General features: G+C 72.7%; 15 protein-coding genes. 8 read left to right on the forward strand and 7 right to left on the reverse strand.

Features of this window, described 5'->3' with window-relative positions:
* Window positions 1-93: 93 nt before the first annotated feature.
* Complete coding sequence (locus tag HCC61_RS12320; protein WP_169135430.1) at window positions 94-459, forward strand: mismatch-specific DNA-glycosylase; 366 nt, start codon at window positions 94-96, stop codon at window positions 457-459.
* A 16-nt stretch (window positions 460-475) separates the two neighbouring features.
* Here the strand turns inward: HCC61_RS12320 and HCC61_RS12325 are convergent, their stop codons facing one another.
* Complete coding sequence (locus HCC61_RS12325) at window positions 476-916, reverse strand: hypothetical protein (protein ID WP_169135431.1); 441 nt, start codon at window positions 914-916, stop codon at window positions 476-478.
* A 188-nt stretch (window positions 917-1,104) separates the two neighbouring features.
* Here HCC61_RS12325 and HCC61_RS12330 point away from each other — a divergent pair, with 188 nt between their 5' ends.
* Window positions 1,105-2,271 carry an ROK family protein gene (locus HCC61_RS12330; protein WP_169135432.1) on the forward strand — a complete coding sequence of 389 codons (1,167 nt, stop codon included), beginning with the start codon at window positions 1,105-1,107 and terminating at the stop codon, window positions 2,269-2,271.
* On the opposite strand, the gene HCC61_RS12335 is transcribed toward HCC61_RS12330, so the two are convergent.
* Window positions 2,258-3,064 (reverse strand): GntR family transcriptional regulator, encoded by an 807-nt coding sequence (locus HCC61_RS12335; protein ID WP_169135433.1) that lies wholly within the window; start codon window positions 3,062-3,064, stop codon window positions 2,258-2,260. The two genes, HCC61_RS12330 and HCC61_RS12335, sit on opposite strands and share 14 nt — an antisense overlap.
* Window positions 3,065-3,281: 217 nt before the next feature.
* Here HCC61_RS12335 and HCC61_RS12340 point away from each other — a divergent pair, with 217 nt between their 5' ends.
* On the forward strand, window positions 3,282-4,037 hold the full coding sequence (locus tag HCC61_RS12340; protein ID WP_169135434.1) for an SDR family oxidoreductase: 756 nt from the start codon (window positions 3,282-3,284) through the stop codon (window positions 4,035-4,037).
* Between the two features lie 133 nt (window positions 4,038-4,170).
* Here HCC61_RS12340 and HCC61_RS12345 read toward each other — a convergent pair whose 3' ends face one another.
* Window positions 4,171-5,064, reverse strand: a complete 894-nt coding sequence (locus tag HCC61_RS12345) for an RNA polymerase sigma-70 factor (RefSeq protein WP_169135435.1) — start codon at window positions 5,062-5,064, stop codon at window positions 4,171-4,173.
* A gap of 224 nt (window positions 5,065-5,288) precedes the next feature.
* On the opposite strand from HCC61_RS12345, the gene HCC61_RS12350 reads away from it, so the two are divergent.
* On the forward strand, window positions 5,289-6,176 hold the full coding sequence (locus HCC61_RS12350) for an alpha/beta hydrolase (protein WP_169135436.1): 888 nt from the start codon (window positions 5,289-5,291) through the stop codon (window positions 6,174-6,176).
* A 299-nt stretch (window positions 6,177-6,475) separates the two neighbouring features.
* Here the strand turns inward: HCC61_RS12350 and HCC61_RS12355 are convergent, their stop codons facing one another.
* From HCC61_RS12355 to HCC61_RS12365, 3 genes are all read right to left on the reverse strand, one after another.
* A complete protein-coding gene (locus tag HCC61_RS12355; RefSeq protein WP_169135437.1) occupies window positions 6,476-7,522 on the reverse strand; it encodes a glutathione S-transferase C-terminal domain-containing protein in 1,047 nt (348 codons plus the stop codon).
* A gap of 130 nt (window positions 7,523-7,652) precedes the next feature.
* Complete coding sequence (locus tag HCC61_RS12360; protein ID WP_240968929.1) at window positions 7,653-9,176, reverse strand: amino acid permease; 1,524 nt, start codon at window positions 9,174-9,176, stop codon at window positions 7,653-7,655.
* Between the two features lie 203 nt (window positions 9,177-9,379).
* The gene (locus HCC61_RS12365; RefSeq protein WP_169135438.1) at window positions 9,380-10,411 is read right to left on the reverse strand and encodes a hypothetical protein; all 1,032 of its coding nucleotides are present in this window, start codon (window positions 10,409-10,411) and stop codon (window positions 9,380-9,382) included.
* Between the two features lie 739 nt (window positions 10,412-11,150).
* Here HCC61_RS12365 and HCC61_RS12370 point away from each other — a divergent pair.
* The 4 genes from HCC61_RS12370 (at window position 11,151) to HCC61_RS12385 (ending at window position 16,958) form a co-directional block, all read left to right on the forward strand.
* Complete coding sequence (locus tag HCC61_RS12370; protein WP_169135439.1) at window positions 11,151-12,749, forward strand: alkaline phosphatase D family protein; 1,599 nt, start codon at window positions 11,151-11,153, stop codon at window positions 12,747-12,749.
* Window positions 12,750-12,801: 52 nt separating this feature from the next.
* Window positions 12,802-13,329 (forward strand): DUF1990 domain-containing protein, encoded by a 528-nt coding sequence (locus HCC61_RS12375; protein ID WP_346777176.1) that lies wholly within the window; start codon window positions 12,802-12,804, stop codon window positions 13,327-13,329.
* Between the two features lie 214 nt (window positions 13,330-13,543).
* A complete protein-coding gene (locus HCC61_RS12380) occupies window positions 13,544-15,178 on the forward strand; it encodes a GNAT family N-acetyltransferase (RefSeq protein ID WP_240968930.1) in 1,635 nt (544 codons plus the stop codon).
* Window positions 15,179-15,254: 76 nt separating this feature from the next.
* Window positions 15,255-16,958, forward strand: coding sequence for a DUF885 domain-containing protein (locus tag HCC61_RS12385; RefSeq protein ID WP_169135441.1), 1,704 nt, complete (start codon window positions 15,255-15,257; stop codon window positions 16,956-16,958).
* A 252-nt stretch (window positions 16,959-17,210) separates the two neighbouring features.
* On the opposite strand, the gene HCC61_RS12390 is transcribed toward HCC61_RS12385, so the two are convergent.
* The gene (locus tag HCC61_RS12390) at window positions 17,211-18,035 is read right to left on the reverse strand and encodes an SDR family oxidoreductase (protein WP_169135442.1); all 825 of its coding nucleotides are present in this window, start codon (window positions 18,033-18,035) and stop codon (window positions 17,211-17,213) included.
* Window positions 18,036-18,073 lie beyond the last annotated feature (38 nt).

Raw genomic sequence — 18,073 nt, forward strand, 5'->3', positions numbered from 1 at the left:
GGGGGAAAAGCTGGAGGCGGCCCGCGAGAGGCTCGTTCCGGATGTGCCGCGGACGGGCTGCGGGTGCTGTTCTGCGGCATCAACCCGGGTCTGATGTCTGCGGCCACGGGGCTCGGCATCACCAACGTCGTGGAGCGGGCCGGCGCGCGGGCCGACGAGTTGAGCGCCGAGGAGTACCGCGAGGGCGGCAGGGCCCTGGAGCGCAAGGTGGCGCGGCTGCGGCCGCAGTGGCCGGCCGTGGTGGGAGTGACGGCCTACCGTACGGCTTTCGGCGAGCGGACCGCTCAAGTCGGCCCGCAGGAGCGGCGGATGGGCGGTACGCGGGTCTGGGTGCTGCCCGACCCGAGCGGGCTCAACGCGCACTGGACGCCGCAGACCATGGCCGAGGAGTACGCCCGGCTACGGCAGGCAGCCGCAGACGCCGGGCACGCGCCGTCCCCGGACCCTCGCATGCGGTGAGGTCCGAACCGGGCGGCTACGGCGGGTCGTTGACGGTGACGGCGGCGATCAGCTGGAGCGGCAGCTCGGGGCCCTGACGCGAGACGCCCACGGCGATCCACCTGCCCTCCGCCCACCACAGCTCCACGTAGGGGACCGAGCCGCACAGCGTCCGCCACGGCTCGGGTATCTCCTCCCCTTCCTCGCTCCGCAGCAGCGCGCCGCCGAGGCCGACGAGCTGCGGCTCGCCCCAGCGGCCGGTCAGCAGCCCGCACAACGCCCCGCACTCCGCCTCGTACTGCTCCTCGGCGGCGGGACGTGCCGTGCCGTCGTCCTCCCAGAACTCCTCGCTCGTGGCCAGCTCCACGGTGTGGTAGCCGGGCCCGCTCACCACGTGGACGTCGCGGCGGGGCCGGGCGGGGAAGTCGCGGGCCCGTAACCGGTCTATCGTGGCGAGGTGCCCGGCGAGGTCGCTCATGCTCCCAGTAAACCCTCCGGCACCGACAGCCATCTCCCCCAGGTCCGGCGGCAGTTCAGGCCGGACGAGGCGGAAGCGCACCGGACTTCGGCCGGGCGCCCGGCGGCATCGCCTGCGACCGACCCCGTACTCGCGGTAACCGCGGGCACCGGATACCATCCGGCCAGGGCACAGGCAGGGAGGCGGACTTGACGCGGCTCTCGGGCAGAGACCCTTCTCTGCTGCGACGGATCAACTCCACGGCCGTGCTGCGCGTACTGCGTTCGCGGTTCGGCCAGGCTGCGCCGACGCTCACCGACCTGGCGCAGGCCACCGAGCTGTCCCGCCCCACCGTTGAAGGCGTCATCGAGGGCCTCGTCGACGCGGGCCTCGCGACGGAGGCCGAGAGCGAGAGCCCGGGCGGCGCCGAACACGCCGCGCGGCGGGGACGTCCCGCGCGCCGCTTCCGCTTCCGCGCCGAGGCCGGACACGCGATCGGTGTCGAGATCGGGGCCCACCGGATCGCGGCGGTGATCTCCGACCTCACGGGAGCGCTAGCAGGCACGGTCACGCAGGACGTCGGCGAGGAGGCCCCCGCCGGCGAGCGCCTCGCGCAGGCGCAGAGCACCGTCGCCGAACTCATCCGCGTCAGCGGCGTGGACTGCGACTCGCTGCGCGCCGTCGGCGTGGGCACCCCGGGCATCGTCGAGGCCGACGGCACCGTACGGCTGAGCACGGCGCTGCCCGGCTGGACGGGCCTGGCGCTCGGCGAGAGGCTGCGGGACGCGGCGTTCGGCTGCCCGGTCATCGTCGAGAACGACGCCAACGCCGGTGTCGTCGCGGAGCGTTGGCAGGGCGCGGCGGCGGGCGCCGAGGACGTCGTGATGGTGCTCGTGGGGCTCAGCCCGGGTGCGGGCTCGCTGATCGGCGGCCGGCTGCACCGCGGATTCGGCGGCGCCGCGGGCGAGATCGGCGCGCTGCATCTGCTGGGCCGTGAGGCGACGCCTGAGCGGCTGCTGTCGACCACCGGCGAGCCGCTGCACCCGCTGGACGAGACGGCCGTGGCGCGGGTGTTCGCGCTGGCGCGGGCGGGTGACGAGCGCGCGGAGCGTGCCGTGGAGCGCTTCTTGCAGCGGCTGGTGCACGACGTGGCGGCGCTCGTGCTGGCCCTCGACCCGGAACTCGTGGTGGTCGGCGGCTGGGCGTCCGGCCTGGACGACGTACTGGAGCCGCTGCGGGGCGAGTTGGAGCGCTACTGTCTGCGCGCGCCGCGCGTCGCCCTGTCGGAGCTGGGCGAGGCGGCGGTGGCGACTGGTGCGCTGCGGCTCGCTCTCGACGAGGTCGAGAGCGAGCTCTTCAGCGTCAGACTCGACTGAAGCGGGCCGCCGGGCGGTGCCGCCGGGGCGCTGCCGGTGCGGCGGTCTCCGCGGCCGGCCGCACGGGCTCGGGCCTCCGGTCGCCGAAGGTGAGCCGGCAGGTGTCGGCGCGGTAGGTGGAGACCGAGACGGCTGCGACCGCGCCGTGCGAGAAGTAGCTGGTGGTGACGACCAGTACGGGCGCTCCCGGCAGCCGGTCGAGCTGGCGTGCGTCGTCGGCGCGTGCGGAGCCCAGCTCCACCGTCCGCTCCTGGCCGTGGAGTTCGAGGCGGTGCAGCTCGCGCAGCACGGCACGGCCGCGTGCCGTGTCGCCCGAGGAGTCCGCGTCGGGCAGGCCGGGGACCGACGAGTGCGGTACGTAGAGCAGTTCACCGGCGACCGGATGGCCGTGCGTCATGCGCGTGCGCCGTACGGCGTGGACCGGCTGGTCGCCGTCCTGCCCGAGCAGCGCGGCCACGCTGGCGGGCGGCGCCGTCTCCTCGCTCTCGCCGGTCTGCCACGCGTCGTCCGGGCTGCCAGGCCACGTCTGCTCCGACCCTCCGACCTCCACGCCGAAGCGCGGCGGCGCGACGGTCGTGCCGACTCCGCGGCGGCGCTGGAGGCGGCCTTCGAGCTCGAGCTGCTCCAGGGCCTGCCGGAGGGTGGCGCGGGCGACGCCGAAACGGGCTGCCAGCTCACGCTCGTTGGGCAGGATCTCGCCGACCTCGAACTCGGAGTCCAGCGCGTCCGACAGCACGGTCTTCAGGTGCCAGTACTTCGGCTCCGGCACCGCGTCCAGCTGTGAAGTCCCCACTGTGGCTCCCGCCTCTCCCCTGCGTCGGCCGGCCCGCGTCGCGGGGCGGCATTATGCGTGCTTGTTTTTTAAAGGTCCTTGCGTATGGCGACCTTAAGGGGACCTTAGGAGTTGGTCAAGACCAATATGGGATCGATGGGTGTGCAGCGGGCGCTCCGAGTGTAATGATCGATCATCGCTCAGCAACCTGGCTTCGGCAGCAGAAGTGGGGAATCCAATGGCACAGGGGCAGCGGGTCACGGTCGTCACGGGCGGGAGCCGCGGAATCGGCGCGGCCGTCGCCGTACGGCTGGCCCGGGAGGGCCACCACGTGGCGATCGGTTACGAGCGCTCCCACGAGGCGGCCGAGGAGACCGCACGGGCGGTGCGCGCCGAGGGCGTACTGGCGCTGCCGGTGCGGATGGACACCAGCGTCGAGCGCGACGTGGACCGGCTCTTCGACACCGCGCGCGAGCAACTCGGCCCCGTGACGGGGCTGGTGAACAACGCCGGAGTCAGCGGGCCCCTGGGGCGTTTCACCGAGACGCCCACCGATGTGATGCGCCGCGTCCTCGATGTGAACGTGCTGGGCGCGCTGTTGTGCTCACGGCGTGCGCTGCGTGAGATGTCGACGGCGTACGGCGGTCACGGCGGCTGTGTGGTCAGCGTCTCGTCCGGGGCGGCGACGCTGGGCGCACCCGGCGAGTATGTGCACTACGCCGCGTCGAAGGCGGCGCTCGACGCGATGACGGTCGGCCTGGCCAAGGAGTTCGGGCCGGAGGGCGTACGCGTCAACTCCGTGCAGCCCGGGGCCGTGCTCACGGACATGCACGCCACGATGGGCGACCCCGAACGGCCGTGGAAGAAGGCCGAGTCGATCCCGCTGCGCCGCCCCGGCGAGCCCGGGGAGATCGCGGCCGCGGTGGCGTGGCTGCTGTCGGACGAGGCGTCGTTCACGAACGGGGCGGTGCTCAGGGTCGCGGGCGGGGCCTGAGCGCGGGAGGGGGACCACGGCTGCCGGGACCGCCCGGTACCGGCTCCCGTCTCCCGGCTCCGACCCCGGCTCCCGGGCACGGCCCGCGCTCAGGCGCCGCGGCGTCGCGAGCGCACACTCACCGCCCAGGTGCTTACGGCGCGGTCAGATGCGCCAGCTTGTCCGGGTTCGCCACCAGATACACGCTCTGGATCCGCCCGCCGGCCACGTCCAGGACCATCACCGCCGACGCCTTGCCGCCGATCGAACCGATCATCGCCGGCGCGCCGTTGAGCTCCGTGAGCGCGAAGTCCAGGTCCGCCGCGCCCTGCCGGCCGATCGCCGCCATGAACCGCCCGACCTTCGCGGACGAAGTGATCGTGCGCAGCGGGGCCTTGGCCTTGCCGCCGCCGTCGCCGACGAGGCGGGCGTCGGGTGCGAGCAGTTCCAGCAGGCCGTCGATGTCACCGCGGGACGCGGCGTCGAGGAAGCGCCGGGTCAGCTCCCGCTGCTGTACGGGATCGACCTCGTAGCGGGGTGTGCGTTCCGCCACGTGCGTACGGGCACGGGTGGCGAGCTGCCGTACCGCGGCTGTAGTGCGGTCGAGGACGGCGGCGATCTCCTCGTGCGGGAACCCGAAGGCCTCGCGGAGCACGAAAACCGCACGCTCCAGCGGGGAGAGGGACTCCAGCACCACCAGGACGGCGAGGGAGACCGACTCGGTCAGCATCGCGCGCTCGGCGCCGTCCGGTACGGGCTCGGCGCGTACGTCGGTGGGCAGCGGCTCGGGCAGCCACGGGCCGACATAGGTCTCGCGGCGGGCCTGTGCGGAGCGAAGCCGGTCCAGAGCGAGCCGGGTGGCGATGCGCACGAGGAACGCCCGTGGCTCGCGCACCGTTCCGCGGTCGGCGGAGGCCCAGCGCAGCCAGGTGTCCTGGACGACGTCCTCGGCGTCGGCCACGCGGCCCAGCATGCGGTAGGCCACGCCCAGCAGCACCGGCCGGTGTTCCTCGAAGACCGCGGTCCCGTCGCTCTGTCCGTCGTCCACGGGGCCATGATGTCACCCGGTGCCGCGCTCTCCCCGGCCGCGTCCGCCGGTCGCGGGGGCCCAACGGGGCTTCCACGAAGGGCATCCTGCTGACATCGTGTCTACGGACGGTGGGCTTCGCCGCCCGGGCCTTCCGTTGCTCCGGCCTCCGCCGCCCCGGTGTGCGGGCGTGCCGGTGCCCCGGTGTCCTGACGTACGAGTACGAGATCCCCGAGGAGTGGACCATGACCGCCGTCGCCTCCCCCCACCCGCCGGTGCCGCCCACCGAGTCGTTCGTGCACGTCGCCCCCGCGGGCGAACGGCCCGGATTCGACCTCGCCTACGAGCGGCGCGGCAGCGGCGAGCCCGTCGTGCTGCTGCACGGCATCGGGCACCACTGGCAGGCGTGGGAGCCGGTGCTGAGCATCCTCGCCGCCTCGTGCGAGGTGATCGCCGTCGACCTGCCGGGCTTCGGCGCCTCACCGCAGCTCCCGGACGGCGTCTCGTACGAACTGGACAGCGTCATACCGCTGTTGGGCGACGCGCTGTCCGCACTCGGCCTTGAGCGCCCGCACGTGGTGGGCAACTCCCTGGGCGGCCTGCTCGCGCTGGAGCTGGCGCAGCGCGGGTACACCCGCTCGGTGACGGCTCTCTCCCCCGCCGGGTTCTGGAACGGCGCGGAGCGGCGCTACGCGTACGCCGTGTTGCTGGGGATGCGAGCCGGCGCGAAGGGCATCCCCGACGGGATGCTGCACCGGATGGCGCGCACCGCCGTGGGACGCGCGGCGCTCACGAGCACCATCTACGCCCGGCCTGGCCGCCGTTCGCCGGAGGCGGTGGTGGCCGAGACGCGCTCGATGCGCGCCGCGACAGGGTTCGCGCCCACGCTGAAGGTGGGCCGCAGCCCGGATGTGATCTTCGACCGGGACATCCCGGACGTGCCGGTGACGATCGGCTGGGGCGAGAAGGACCGGCTGCTGCTGCGCCGTCAGGCCACGCGCGCCAAGAAGGCGATTCCCGGGGCCCGTCTGGTGCCGCTGCCGGGCTGCGGGCACGTGCCGATGAACGACGATCCCGCGCTGGTGGCGCAGCTGGTGCTGGAGACGGTGCGCGCCTCCGAACCGGCTGCCTGACCGGCCGCCTGAACCACCGGGCGGCGCGCATCTCCTGAGCCGGTACGGCCGGTTCGCACGGCCGAGGGGCCCGGCAGCGGATGCCGGGCCCCTCGCCGCGTCCAACGCCCCGTGTTCAGCGGCCCGTTGCGTCCCACGACCCGCCGCGTTCAGCCGACCGCCGCGGTCCTGCCCGCTCCTTGTCCGGCCACGGGCCGGTCATGGGCCCGGCACCGGACCGCACCGCGAAGTGGGCCTGGAAATGGGTCTGAAGGTGCGCCTGGACGTGCGCCTGGACGTGCGCCTGGAGGTGCGCCCGCTCACGGCCGGTGGCCCGCCGGCACCGTCTCTCCCGCGGGCACGGGTCCGGGCGGTGTGCCCTCGCCGAAGGGCCGGCCGCCGAGCTGTTCGCGGTGGTGCGGCGTCAGCCAGCCCGCCAGGCGGGGTCCCGCGGGCACGATGCCCGTGGGATTGATGCCGGTGTGGACGCCGTAGTAGTGCCGCTTGATGTGGTCGAAGTCGACCGTGTCGCCGAAGCCCGGCGTCTGGTACAGGTCGCGCGCGTACGCCCACAGCACCGGGTCCTCGGTGAGCTTGTTGCGGTTGCACTTGAAGTGGCCGTGGTAGACGGCGTCGAAGCGCACGAGGGTGGTGAAGAGGCGGATGTCGGCCTCGGTGATGGTCTCCCCCACCAGATAGCGGCGGGCCGACAGCCGCTCGGAGAGCAGGTCCAGGCGGCGGAAGACATCGGCGTACGCCTCCTCGTACTCCTCCTGGCCCGTCGCGAAACCGGCGCGGTAGACACCGTTGTTGAGGTCGCGGTAGACGCCGTCCGCCACCTCGTCGATCTCGTCGCGCAGCTCCGCGGGGTACAGGTCCGGGGCGCCGGCCCGGTACAGACCCGTCCACTGGGTGGCCAGGTCGAGGGTGAGCTGCTGGTAGTCGTTGGTCACCAGCCGGCCGCTGGGCACGTCGACGACCGCGGGGACGCTCACGCCGCCCGGATAGTCCGTCTCCCTCGCGTCGTACGCCTCGTGCAGGAAGCGGATGCCCAGCACCGGATCCCGGCCGTCCGGGTCGAGGGTGAAGCGCCAACTGCGGTCGTCCTGGAGGGGATCGGTGACGGCCATGGACAGCGCGTCCTCCAGGCCCAGCAGCCGCCGCGAGATCGCGGCGCGGCTCGCCCACGGGCACGCCCGGCTGATGACGAGCCGGTAGCGGCCCGCCTCTACTGGCCATCCGTCCGCGCCGTCGGCGGTGATGCGGTCCGCGAAGTGGCTCCTGGACCGTTTGAAGCGCTTCCTGCCGAGCGTGGTGTTGCTCTGCGCGGTGCCGCCCTCGCCGGACGTGTCGCCTTCGCCGCTCAATGTGCGGTTCCTTCCTTGTCGGCCTCCGGGGATCCTGCACCCCTGCGGGGGCGGCGTCCGCCGCCCGTTGAAGGCGACATTACGGAAAAGCGCGCACGGCGCGCATGCCGCGCCGCCCCCGCCGGGGAGGTCAGACGATCTCCTCGCTCATCTCGGCGAGTTCACGGTCGCCGCTGCCGCTGCTGAACGTGGGCGTCGTGTACGAGCCCCGACCGGCGACCGCCCACCACAGCGACGCGGCGGCCAGCACGCAGAGCAGCGCGACTGGCGCGTAGTTGAAGGATTCGACGGTCACGGGGTTGGTCTGCGGGAGGCAGAAGAGCACCGTCACGAAGGCCACCCAGCCCACGGCCGTCCAGCCGACGGGCACGCCCCAGCGCCCCAGGTTCCACTTCCCCTGCCGGAAGCGCTCCTTGTACCGCAGCCGCAGGAAGACCGGTATCGCGTAGGCCGGGGTGATGCCGATGACCGCGATCGCCGTGACCGCGCCGTAGGCCGCCTTGCTGTAGAGCGCGGGCAGCGTGAGCAGCGCGGCGACGACGACCGTCAGCAGGACCGCGGCCGTCGGTGTTCCGGTACGGGCGCTGACGCGCCGCCACAGCGCGGAGAACGGCAGCGCCCCGTCGCGTGAGAACGCGAAGACCATGCGGCTGGTGGCGGCCACTTCGGCGTTGCCGCAGAAGAGCTGGGCGATGATCACGACGAGCAGCAGCAGCTTGGCGCCCGTCAGGCCCAGTGCGTCGAGGAAGATCTGCGCGGGCGGCACGCCTGTGGCGCTGTTCTGGGTGCCGGCGTAGTCCTGGATGGCGAAGGTGACGCCCGCCAGCAGCACGAAGCCGGCGACCCAGGACCAGCCGACGGCCCTTACGATGCCGCGCGCGGCGCTGACCTCGGCGTCGGTGGTCTCCTCGGAGAGGTGGGCGCTGGCGTCGTATCCGGTGAAGGTGTACTGGGTGAGCAGCAGGCCGATCAGCACCACGTACAGCGGAGACGACCAGCCGGTGTGGTTGACGAACTCGCCGAACACGAAGGACACCGGGCGGTGTTCGGAGGGAATGAAGGCCAGGGACGCGACGATCACGCCGACCCCGGCGAAGTGCCACCAGACGCTTATGGAGTTCAGCACGCTCACGAGCCGCACGCCGAAGAGGTTGAGCGTCGCGTGCAGCACCAGGATGCAGACGAAGATCACCATCACCACGCCGGGCGTGGGCTCCAGGCCCCACTGGAGGTTGAGCAGCGCGCCGGTGAACATCGCGGCGCCGTAGTCGATTCCGGCGAGGGTGCCGAGCAGACCGAGCAGATTCAGCCACCCCGTGTACCAGCCCCACCGGCGCCCGCCGAGCTGGTCGGCCATGTAGTAGAGGGCACCGGAGGTGGGGTAGGCGCTGGTGACCTCCGCGAGGCCCGCGCCGACGAACATCACCATCAGGCCGACCAGGACCCAGCCCCACAGCATCACCGCCGGCCCGCCGGTGACGAGGCCGAAGCCGTACAGCGTCATGCATCCGGAGAGCACGGAGACGACCGAGAAGCTGATGGCGAAGTTCCCGAACGGGCCCATGCGGCGGATCAGTACGGGGTGATAGCCCAGCTCGCGGAGCTTGGCGTCGTCGTCGATCCGGTCGTCGACGGGCCGGGCGGTGGGGCTCAACGGAACCTCCTGGGTGGTGCGTTGGGGGACGGAAGCGAGGGGCTCGGGCGGGAGTTCGGTGGTACGGAGACTGGGGCGACGGGCGACGGGCGACGGGCGACGGGCGACGGGCGACGGGCGACGCGGGTGCGGTGGCGGTGGCGGTGGCGGTGGCGGCAGGTGCGCGGACGGTGGAGCGGGCGCCGGTGCGGCGGTCCCCGCGGTCAGCGGTCCGCGGCGAAGGACTCCTCACGCGCCCGGCAGTACTCCGCTCTGGCCGCTTCGGGACGTTCGGGATCCTCCGCGACTTGCAGCCAGGGCTGCTGGGTGAAGTACGGCCCCAGCGCGGCGAATACGCGCGCCGCGTCGGCCGGGCGTCCGCCCGCCCACAGCGCGTGGGCCAGGTGATTGAGGTCCAGGACGGACTGGCTCGTGGGGTCGGTGTGGTCGAACCAGCCGAGCAGGGCGGTGCGCGCGTCGAGGGCGGCGGGATCCTGGGTCCAGTGGCGGCGCAGCAGCGGGCCGCTTCTGCCCTCGGCGGTCTCGCGCCGGTACTGCTCGACGTACGCATACAGCGGCAGCGCCAGCAGCGGCGACCCGGCCGGGGCCCACGAGGAGACCCACCGTACGAAGTCGACCGCCGAGGCACGTGTGCCGGAGTTCCCCGCGGCTCCTTCGGAACGAGCGTGCAGGAAGTGGAGCATGCGGTGGTGTGCCTCGCGGTTGTATCTGTCGCGCTCGTAGACGCGGTAGAGCAGCCCCCACGGTCCGAGCGGAAGCATGGGCTCGGCGGCGCGCTCCCGGTGCTCCCCGCGTTCCTGCCGCTCGTCGAGGCGGGCCAGCGCGAGGAGGCAGACCCACGGCACCGGATCGGCGGGCAGCTCCTCGGCGGCGGCGTAGCACGCCTGACGGGCCGTCTTCTCCAACTCGCCCGCGCTGTGGTGCTGTTCACGCCGCGCCCGGACGGCCCGCTCCACGGACACCCGTGCCAGCATCATCCGTGCGTCGGCGCTGCCGCGGTCCTCGCGCAGCCACGCCTCCACCACCTGAGACCCCGCGGCCACGACGCCGAGCACCTGGGAACGGGCGGTGCGCAGCCCCCAGGAGTCGCCCGTACGCCCCAGCAGGGTGCGCATCGCCATCCAGTGTCCGGCCCTCAACTCCTCGAGCGCGCCGCGCAGTTCGTTGTCGAAGCCGGCGGGGCTGTAGACGGGGCGCAGCCCCCGGGCGTCGTGGCCTCCGCTCGTCAGCCGCATCAGTCCTGCTCCGTGGCCGCCCGGCGCGACGGTGAAGACCCCGGCGGGCGGATCGGGGACGGGCGGGGGCTGTCCGGCATCACGGTGTTTCCTCAACGGCAGGGGCGGGGACCGCGACAGCCCGTGCACGGCGCGAGGCGGGCCGGCAGGGATGCGTGACCGCGTGTCCCGGGTTCATCTGCGAACCTAACTCCTCGGAAGTAACAAACCGGCGGGGGGATTTGTGATGGTCCTGCGTCGAAAGAGCACGAACGGAGAAAGTCCGGTGCACCGGCGCTTCCATACGGTCCTGCACGGCTCGTCTCCGGGGCGATGCTCCCTCTGCCCCCTCTCCGTGCCTGCTCACGGCGGGCGGACCGGTGCGGCGCCGGGGGTGCCGCGGGCATCCGGGACCGCGCTGACGCTCCAGGTCAGGATGCATGGACAGAGCTTGGGGGCAGCGGGCACAGCCGTCAAGCCTCCGAAGCATCGCGACGCACGCAGCGTCCGGGATCCGCAGCGGACCCGGGGATCCGGGGCCGCGCGCCGGCGGCCGGTCCGGCGCGGGCCGGTTCGCGACCGCGCCCGTACGGCGCACGGAACCCTTTCTGCCGTTGCGGCGTCGGTGTTCACTGAGTCCAGTGTTCACCGCTGCGCTCGCCGAGGTGTTGCGTGCACCGCTCACGAGGCGGTGGTACGCATCGCACAGCCCGGCCCGTACCGGCCTGCTCCGTCCATCCGCGATCCAGGAGGCACGTCCATGGCGCACCAGGACCCCATCTCCCGCTCCACCGGCGGCACGGCACCGGGACGGCGTGCGCTGCTGCGCGGCTCGCTGGCCGCGTCCGCGGCACTCACCCTGCCCGCGGTGTCGGGTGCGGCACCGTCGCAGGCGCTCGCCGGGCGTCCACGGGCGAAGTGGGGTGTGCAGGCCGGGGACGTGACCTCGTCGTCGGGTCTGATCTGGGTACGGGCGGACCGCCGCGCGCGGATGCTGGTGGAGACCTCGTCGACGGAGACGTTCCGTCATGCGCGCACCTGGCACGGGCCCGTCGTGGGTGCGGACACGGACTTCACCGGCGTCACGCCGCTGCGCGGGCTGCCCGCCGGTGAGCAGGTCTTCTACCGCGTCACGCTCGCGGATCCCGACGACCCGCGGCGCAAGGGGGAGCCGGTGCGCGGCACCTTCCGCACGGCGCCGGACAGACGGCACCGGAATGTGCGCTTCCTGTGGTCCGGGGACCTGGCCGGGCAGGGCTGGGGCATCAACCCCGACCGCGACGGCTACACGATCTTCGAGGAGATGCGCCGCCTCGACCCGGACTTCTTCCTCAACAGCGGCGACACCATCTACGCGGACTCCCCCATCGAGGAGAAGGTCGCCCTGCCCGGCGGCGGGGTGTGGCGGAACGTCACCACCGAGGAGAAGGCGAAGGTCGCAGAGACGCTCGCCGAGTTCCGCGGCAACTTCCGCTACAACCTGCTGGACGAGCACCTGCGCCGCTTCCAGGCCCAAGTGCCCTCCATCGTGCAGTGGGACGACCACGACGTGCTCAACAACTGGTATCCGGGCGAGATCCTCGACGACGACCGCTACAAGGTGAAGGACGTCGACACCCTCGCCGCGCGGTCGCTGCGCGCGTTCAGCGAATACCACCCGCTGACGTCGCTGCCCGCGAAGGACCGCAACGGCCGCGTCTACCGGGTCGTTCACCACGGCCCGCTGCTGGACGTGTTCGCCCTCGACATGCGCACGTACCGCAACGCCAACTCGCCCGGCAAGCAGAAGCACGATCCCCAAGGCATCCTGGGCGAGGCCCAGTTGAAATGGCTGAAGAAGGCCCTGTCGCGTTCGCGCGCGGTGTGGAAGGTGATCGCCGCCGACATGCCGCTGGGACTGGCCGTGCCGGACGGGGACACCGACTTCGAGGGCGTCGCACAGGCCGACCCGGGAGCGCCGCTGGGCCGGGAGCTCCAACTCGCCGAGCTGCTGCGGCACATCAAGCATGAACGCATCACCGGCACCGTGTGGTTCACCACCGACGTGCACTACACCTCCGCGCAGCACTACGCCCCGTCGCGTGCGGCCTTCAAGGACTTCGAGCCGTTCTGGGAGTTCGTCTCCGGGCCGCTCAACGCCGGCGGCTTCGCCGCGCTGAAGCTCGACGGCACGTTCGGCCCGTCACAGCCGTTCGTCAAGGCGCCGGAGAAGGCCAACACCCCGCCCAGCGAGGGCGGTCAGTACTTCGGGCAGGTCGACATCGACGGCGGCAGCGGCGAGTTGACGGTACGGCTGCGGGAGCAGGGCGGCGACGTGCTCTTCACCAAGGTGCTCCAGCCGGGCCGTACGGGGCAGTGAGGCGTGGGGCGGAGCGCGCGCACGCGGTGACGCCGTGACGCGCCCCGGTCAGGTGCTGGACTATCCGGGCATCGCGGCCACCGGGCTGCCGCCCGAGCGGTGGCCGGCCGGTTTCCGCAGGCTGCGGGTGAGCAGCCGGGTCGGCTCGGGGGACGAGGACTTCGCCGCCGCCGCGGAGGCGGTCATGCGCTGGCGCATGCATCGCAGGGCCGGTGTTCGCTTCGACACGGACGCGGAGCGGGCGGCGCCGGACGTGGAGGTCGTCGTCGGCCTGGGAGTCGGCGGCCTGCGGCTCCACGCGCCCTGCCGGTTGGTGTGGACGGTCGAACAGCCCCGGCGCACGGGGTGGGCGTACGGGACGCTGCCGGGCCATCCGCTGCGCGGCGAGGAGGCCTTCGTGGTCGTACGGGACGCCGACGGAACGGTCCGGCTGGAGGTGCTGGCCTTCAGCACACCGGCGACCCGTGCGACGGCGGCGGCCGGACCGCTGCTGCCCGCCTTCCAGCGGTGGTACGCGCGCAGAACCGGGCGTGTGCTGCGGCGGATCGTGCGGGACGCGCGCGAGGCACGGGAAGCGTGAGGTGCGTGAGGCGCGTGACGCGGGATGAACGGCGAGCGGCGGGGCAGGACTACGGACGGAAGGCCGTGCGCGGCGACGAGCGGAACGCCGGACGGGACGATGACGGCGACCGTGACGGCCCGGGCGAAAGCGGTATCGGACGGACAGAACATCCTTAACTCATCGGTCACAGTGCGTTCTTGATCGGGCAATGCCGGTGCGCGAGGGTGATCGCATGACTGACATGTCACAGAACGAGCAGCCGACCGGGCAGGGCCTCCGCCGACTCCTCTCAGCAGGTCTCGGGCACTGCCGCTCGCTGTTCGTCCGGCAACGTCCGCAGTCGCCGCACCCCGCGGACGACGGCGCGGCGGCGGCCGGACTGAAGTCCCAGACGACCGGGGCGACTTCGCTGTGGCGGATGCGCACCACCGTGCCGGACGAACCGGGGACGCTCGCGCAGCTGTGCAGCGCGTTCGCACGGGAGCGGATCGACATCGTGTCGCTTCAGACCTTTCCCCTGGGCCTCCGGCCCGGGGAGACCCCAACCCTCGGCCTTCGGCCTGGGGATGCCCCAACCCTGGGCCTCCGGCCCGGGGAGACCCCAACCCTCGGCCTTCAGCCTGGGGATGCCCCAACCCTCGGCCTCCGGCCCGGGGAGACCACAGCCCACGGCCACCAGTCCGCGGAAACCGCAACCCACGGTCACCGGCCCGCGGAAACCGCGACCGACCACCACCGGCCCGAGCAGACCGCGGCCGACGCCCACCCCGCGGAGGACCGCGCCCGTACCGGGCAAGAGAACCGCCCCGAGGGGATCACCGCGGAGGCCGCGCTCGCCGGTGAGCAGGTCATGGACGAGTTCGTGCTGCGTGCGCCCGAGGAGCTGGACGCCGACGGACTCGTGCGGATCGCGCACGACGCGGGCGCGGCCGGCACCTGGGTGGAGCGGGCCGACACCCACGACCTCGTGGACACTCCGACCCGCGTACTGCGCCTCGCCGCCCGTACCGCCCTCGACACCGCCGAACTGCCGCTGGCGCTGCGGCAGTTGCTCGGCCGCTGCACCGTGCGCTCGATACCGCCCGTATCGCCCCTGTCCGGCCTGCCCTCCCCGCTCGACGTACCGCCGGAAGGGATCTGCGAGGAGACCGTGCTGCACCTGCCGGACCCCGCCGGCGGCGTCCTCGTGATCGAGCGGCCCCAACTGCCGTTCACTCCGGCCGAGTTCGCGCGCGCCTGCGCTCTCGTGGAGCTGGACCGGGTGCTGGGCGCCGGCGCCCGGGTGCCGCACTCCCCCGACACGCTCACGCTGCCCGACGGCCTGCCGGTGACCGTACGGCGCGCGGACACGGGCGACCTGCGTGCGGCACTGGAGATGCACGAGCGCTGCTCGAAGGCGACGCTGGCGCAGCGCTACCACGGCCCGGTCAGCGAGGCCCACCGCTATCTGCGGCACCTGCTGTCGCCGCGCTTCGGCCGGACCCTCGCGGCCCGTACGGCCTCGGGGAAGCTCGTGGCGCTCGGCCATCTGCTGTGGGACGGCGACGAGACCGAGCTGGCCCTGATCGTCGAGGACGACTGGCAGCACCGCGGCATAGGTACGGAACTCCTGCGCCGCCTGGCCGGGTTGGCGCGCGAAGCGGGCTCCAAGGACGTCTACGCCGTCACCCAGGCGTCCAACACGGCCATGGTCGCGGCGATGCGCAAGCTCGGTGCACCCCTCGACCACCAGGTCGAGGAGCGCACCCTCGTCATCACCGCGCACCTCTCGGAGGACGGCAAGCACGCGGCGGCCACCCGCACCGCGACCCGCACCGCGCGTCCCGTGGCGTCAGCCGAGGGCGGGAGCAGCCGCACTCCCGGGTGAACGCCGGAACCTTCGCAGGCCCCCGGCACAGGTGATGCTGATGACGCCGGGGGCCTGCGCATACCAGGATGGGTGCATGTCCGATCCCATGAACTCCACCCCCCTGCCGCGACAGGTCGCCGACGCGTACGTCGACGACCTCGTCGAACTCGATCCGATCACCGGCACCTACCTGGGAGTGCCGGAGAGCCACAACCGCCTTCCCGACTTCTCCCCCGCAGGTCAGGAAGCCCTCGCCGAGCTGGGCCGTACGACGCTGCGCAAGCTCGCCGAGGCGGAGGAGCAGCCCGGAGCCGACAGCGACGCCGAACGCCGGTGCGCGCGCCTGCTGCGTGAGCGGCTGACCGCTGAACTCGCCGTGCACGACGCCCAGGAGGGGCTGCGCGCCGTCAGCAACCTCCACTCCCCGGTGCACTCGGTGCGCGGGATCTTCACCGTCATGCCGTCGGAGACGCTCCAGGACTGGACGGCCGTCGCACAGCGGCTGCGTGCGGTGCCCGACGCGCTGGAGGGCTACCGGGAGTCACTGGCGGCCGGTCTGGAGAAGGGCCTGCACGCGGGGCCGCGCCAGGTCTCCACCGTGATCGGACAGCTGGACGAGTGGGTCGGCGACGGCGCGGACGGCGACGGCAAGGGATGGTTCGCCGCCTTCGCGGCCGAGGGCCCCGAGGCGCTGACCGAGGTCCTCGTCTCCGCCGCGGACGACGCCACCGCGGCCGTGCGGCAGCTGCGCGACTGGCTGCGCGAGACGTACGAGCCGGGCGTCGCGGGCTCGCCGGAGACGGTGGGCCGTGAACGGTACGCGCGCTGGGCCCGCTACTGGAACGGCGCCGATCTCGACCTCGACGAGGCCTACGCCTACGGCTGGGCCGAGTTCCACCGCCTGCTGGGCGAGATGCGCACCGAGGCGGAGAAGATCCTCCCCGGTGCGGCGACCCCGTGGGAGGCCCTGCGCCACCTCGACACCGAGGGCGAGGCCGTCGAGGGCGTCGACGAGGTACGCGAGTGGCTGCAAGGCCTGATGGACGAGGCCATCCAGAAGCTGGACGGCACGCACTTCGAACTCGCCGAGCGGGTACGGCGCGTGGAGTCCCGCATCGCGCCTCCGGGCAGCGCGGCCGCGCCGTACTACACACAGCCGTCGCTGGACTTCTCCCGCCCAGGCCGCACATGGCTCCCCACCATGGGAGAGACGCGTTTCCCCGTCTACGACCTGGTCTCCACCTGGTACCACGAGGGCGTGCCCGGTCATCATCTCCAGCTGGCCCAGTGGGCGCACGTCGCCGACGAGCTGTCGCGCTACCAGACGACGGTCGGCATGGTCAGCGCCAACGCCGAGGGCTGGGCGCTGTATGCGGAACGCCTCATGGACGAGCTGGGTTTCCTCGCCAACGCCGAGCAGCGGCTGGGCTACCTCGACGCGCAGATGATGCGCGCGACCCGCGTCATCGTCGACATCGGCATGCATCTTCAGCTGCGCATCCCGGACGACTCGCCGTTCCGTCCCGGTGAGCGGTGGACGCCGGAACTGGCGCAGGAGTTCTTCGGGATGCACAGCGGGCGGCCCTCCGACTTCGTGGAGAGCGAGCTGGTGCGCTACCTGGGCATGCCGGGGCAGGCCATCGGCTACAAGCTGGGCGAACGCGCCTGGCTGACGGGGCGTGAGGCCGCCCGCAAGGCGCACGGCGACGACTTCGACCCCAAGAAGTGGCACATGGCGGCACTTTCGCAGGGGTCGCTGGGGCTGGACGACCTGGTGGCTGAGCTTTCGGCGCTCTGACGGTCGCCCGAGCGGAACGCGGCACGCGAGGTATGTGACCGGCCGATTCGGGGCCGGTCACACACCTCGCGTGTGTTCCCCGGCGGGACGGCGCCGATGTGAAGCCGTGGCCCGACATGAAGCCGTGGCCCGGCGTGAAGTCGTCGGTCGATGTGAACTCCCGGGTCCATAGGACGACTTGGCGACAAATCGTCCCGTCGACTGGTCGGTTCATTGACCGCACAGTGCGTCCCGGCGTCCCGTTCGCACTGCTCAACGGCCGAAGCCGTTCTCGGAGTTGACGACTTCGCCGGTGATCCAGGCCGCCTCGTCCGTGGTGAGCCAGGAGACGAGCCGTGCGGCGTCGTCCGGTGCGGCCCAGCGTCCGCCGGGGAAGAGGGCGGCGACCGCGGCGTGCTCCTCGCCCGTGAGGTAACCGGTGTCCACGGGGCCCGGGTTGACCGCGTTCACCGTGATGCGAGGAGCCAGGGCGGTGGCGAGCGTACGAACGGACGAGGCGAGGGCGCCCTTGGCGAGGGCGTAGCAGATCTCGTCGGGCATGCCTCCGCGCACGTCCTGGCCGGAGGTCATCATCACCACCCGGCCGGTGACGCCCTCGGGGCGCGGGAGGCGGGCGAAGGCCTGGATCAGCAGGATCACCGAGCGGGTGTTCACGGCCCAGTGTGCGTCGAGCATGTCCGCGTCCACCGCGTCCAGCGGCCCGTCGCCGCCGCTGAGCGCGTGGTTGGCCACGAGGATGTCGAGGCCGTCGCCTCCGAGTGCCTCGGCGGCCTCGCCGATCAGCCGGGCGGGGGCACCGGGGGCGGTCAGATCGCCGGGGCCGTGTGCGACGGTCGCTTCCGGTGCGGCGTACCGGCGCAGATCGTCGGCCAGCGCCTCGGGGCCCTCCGGGTCGCTGCCCCAGGGCTGTGCCGAGTCGTGCGGCCGGTGGTGGTGGGCGTAGACGGAGGCGCCGTACGCCGCGAGACGACGGGCCACGGCGTGACCGATGCCGGCGCGGCGGGCTGCTCCCGTGACGAGGGCCGTACGGCCGCGCAGCGGCAGCGGATCCCGATAGGGCGGTGGCTGTGCAGACATGGCGGACAGCCTCGTATGCGGCGGGCCCTGCCGTCAGC

It is taken from the genome of Streptomyces sp. HNM0575 (assembly GCF_012726265.1).
Classification (GTDB): domain Bacteria; phylum Actinomycetota; class Actinomycetes; order Streptomycetales; family Streptomycetaceae; genus Streptomyces.

What these genes read in the sequence shown, in the direction of transcription:
- HCC61_RS12365 (WP_169135438.1), bottom strand. Translation starts at nt 10,411, where the DNA reads ATGCGGCTGACGAGCGGAGGCCACGACGCCCGGGGGCTGCGCCCCGTC.
- HCC61_RS12340 (WP_169135434.1), top strand. Translation starts at nt 3,282, where the DNA reads ATGGCACAGGGGCAGCGGGTCACGGTCGTCACGGGCGGGAGCCGCGGA.
- HCC61_RS12370 (WP_169135439.1), top strand. Translation starts at nt 11,151, where the DNA reads ATGGCGCACCAGGACCCCATCTCCCGCTCCACCGGCGGCACGGCACCG.
- HCC61_RS12385 (WP_169135441.1), top strand. Translation starts at nt 15,255, where the DNA reads ATGTCCGATCCCATGAACTCCACCCCCCTGCCGCGACAGGTCGCCGAC.
- HCC61_RS12325 (WP_169135431.1), bottom strand. Translation starts at nt 916, where the DNA reads ATGAGCGACCTCGCCGGGCACCTCGCCACGATAGACCGGTTACGGGCC.
- HCC61_RS12380 (WP_240968930.1), top strand. Translation starts at nt 13,544, where the DNA reads ATGACTGACATGTCACAGAACGAGCAGCCGACCGGGCAGGGCCTCCGC.
- HCC61_RS12320 (WP_169135430.1), top strand. Translation starts at nt 94, where the DNA reads ATGTCTGCGGCCACGGGGCTCGGCATCACCAACGTCGTGGAGCGGGCC.
- HCC61_RS12350 (WP_169135436.1), top strand. Translation starts at nt 5,289, where the DNA reads ATGACCGCCGTCGCCTCCCCCCACCCGCCGGTGCCGCCCACCGAGTCG.
- HCC61_RS12390 (WP_169135442.1), bottom strand. Translation starts at nt 18,035, where the DNA reads ATGTCTGCACAGCCACCGCCCTATCGGGATCCGCTGCCGCTGCGCGGC.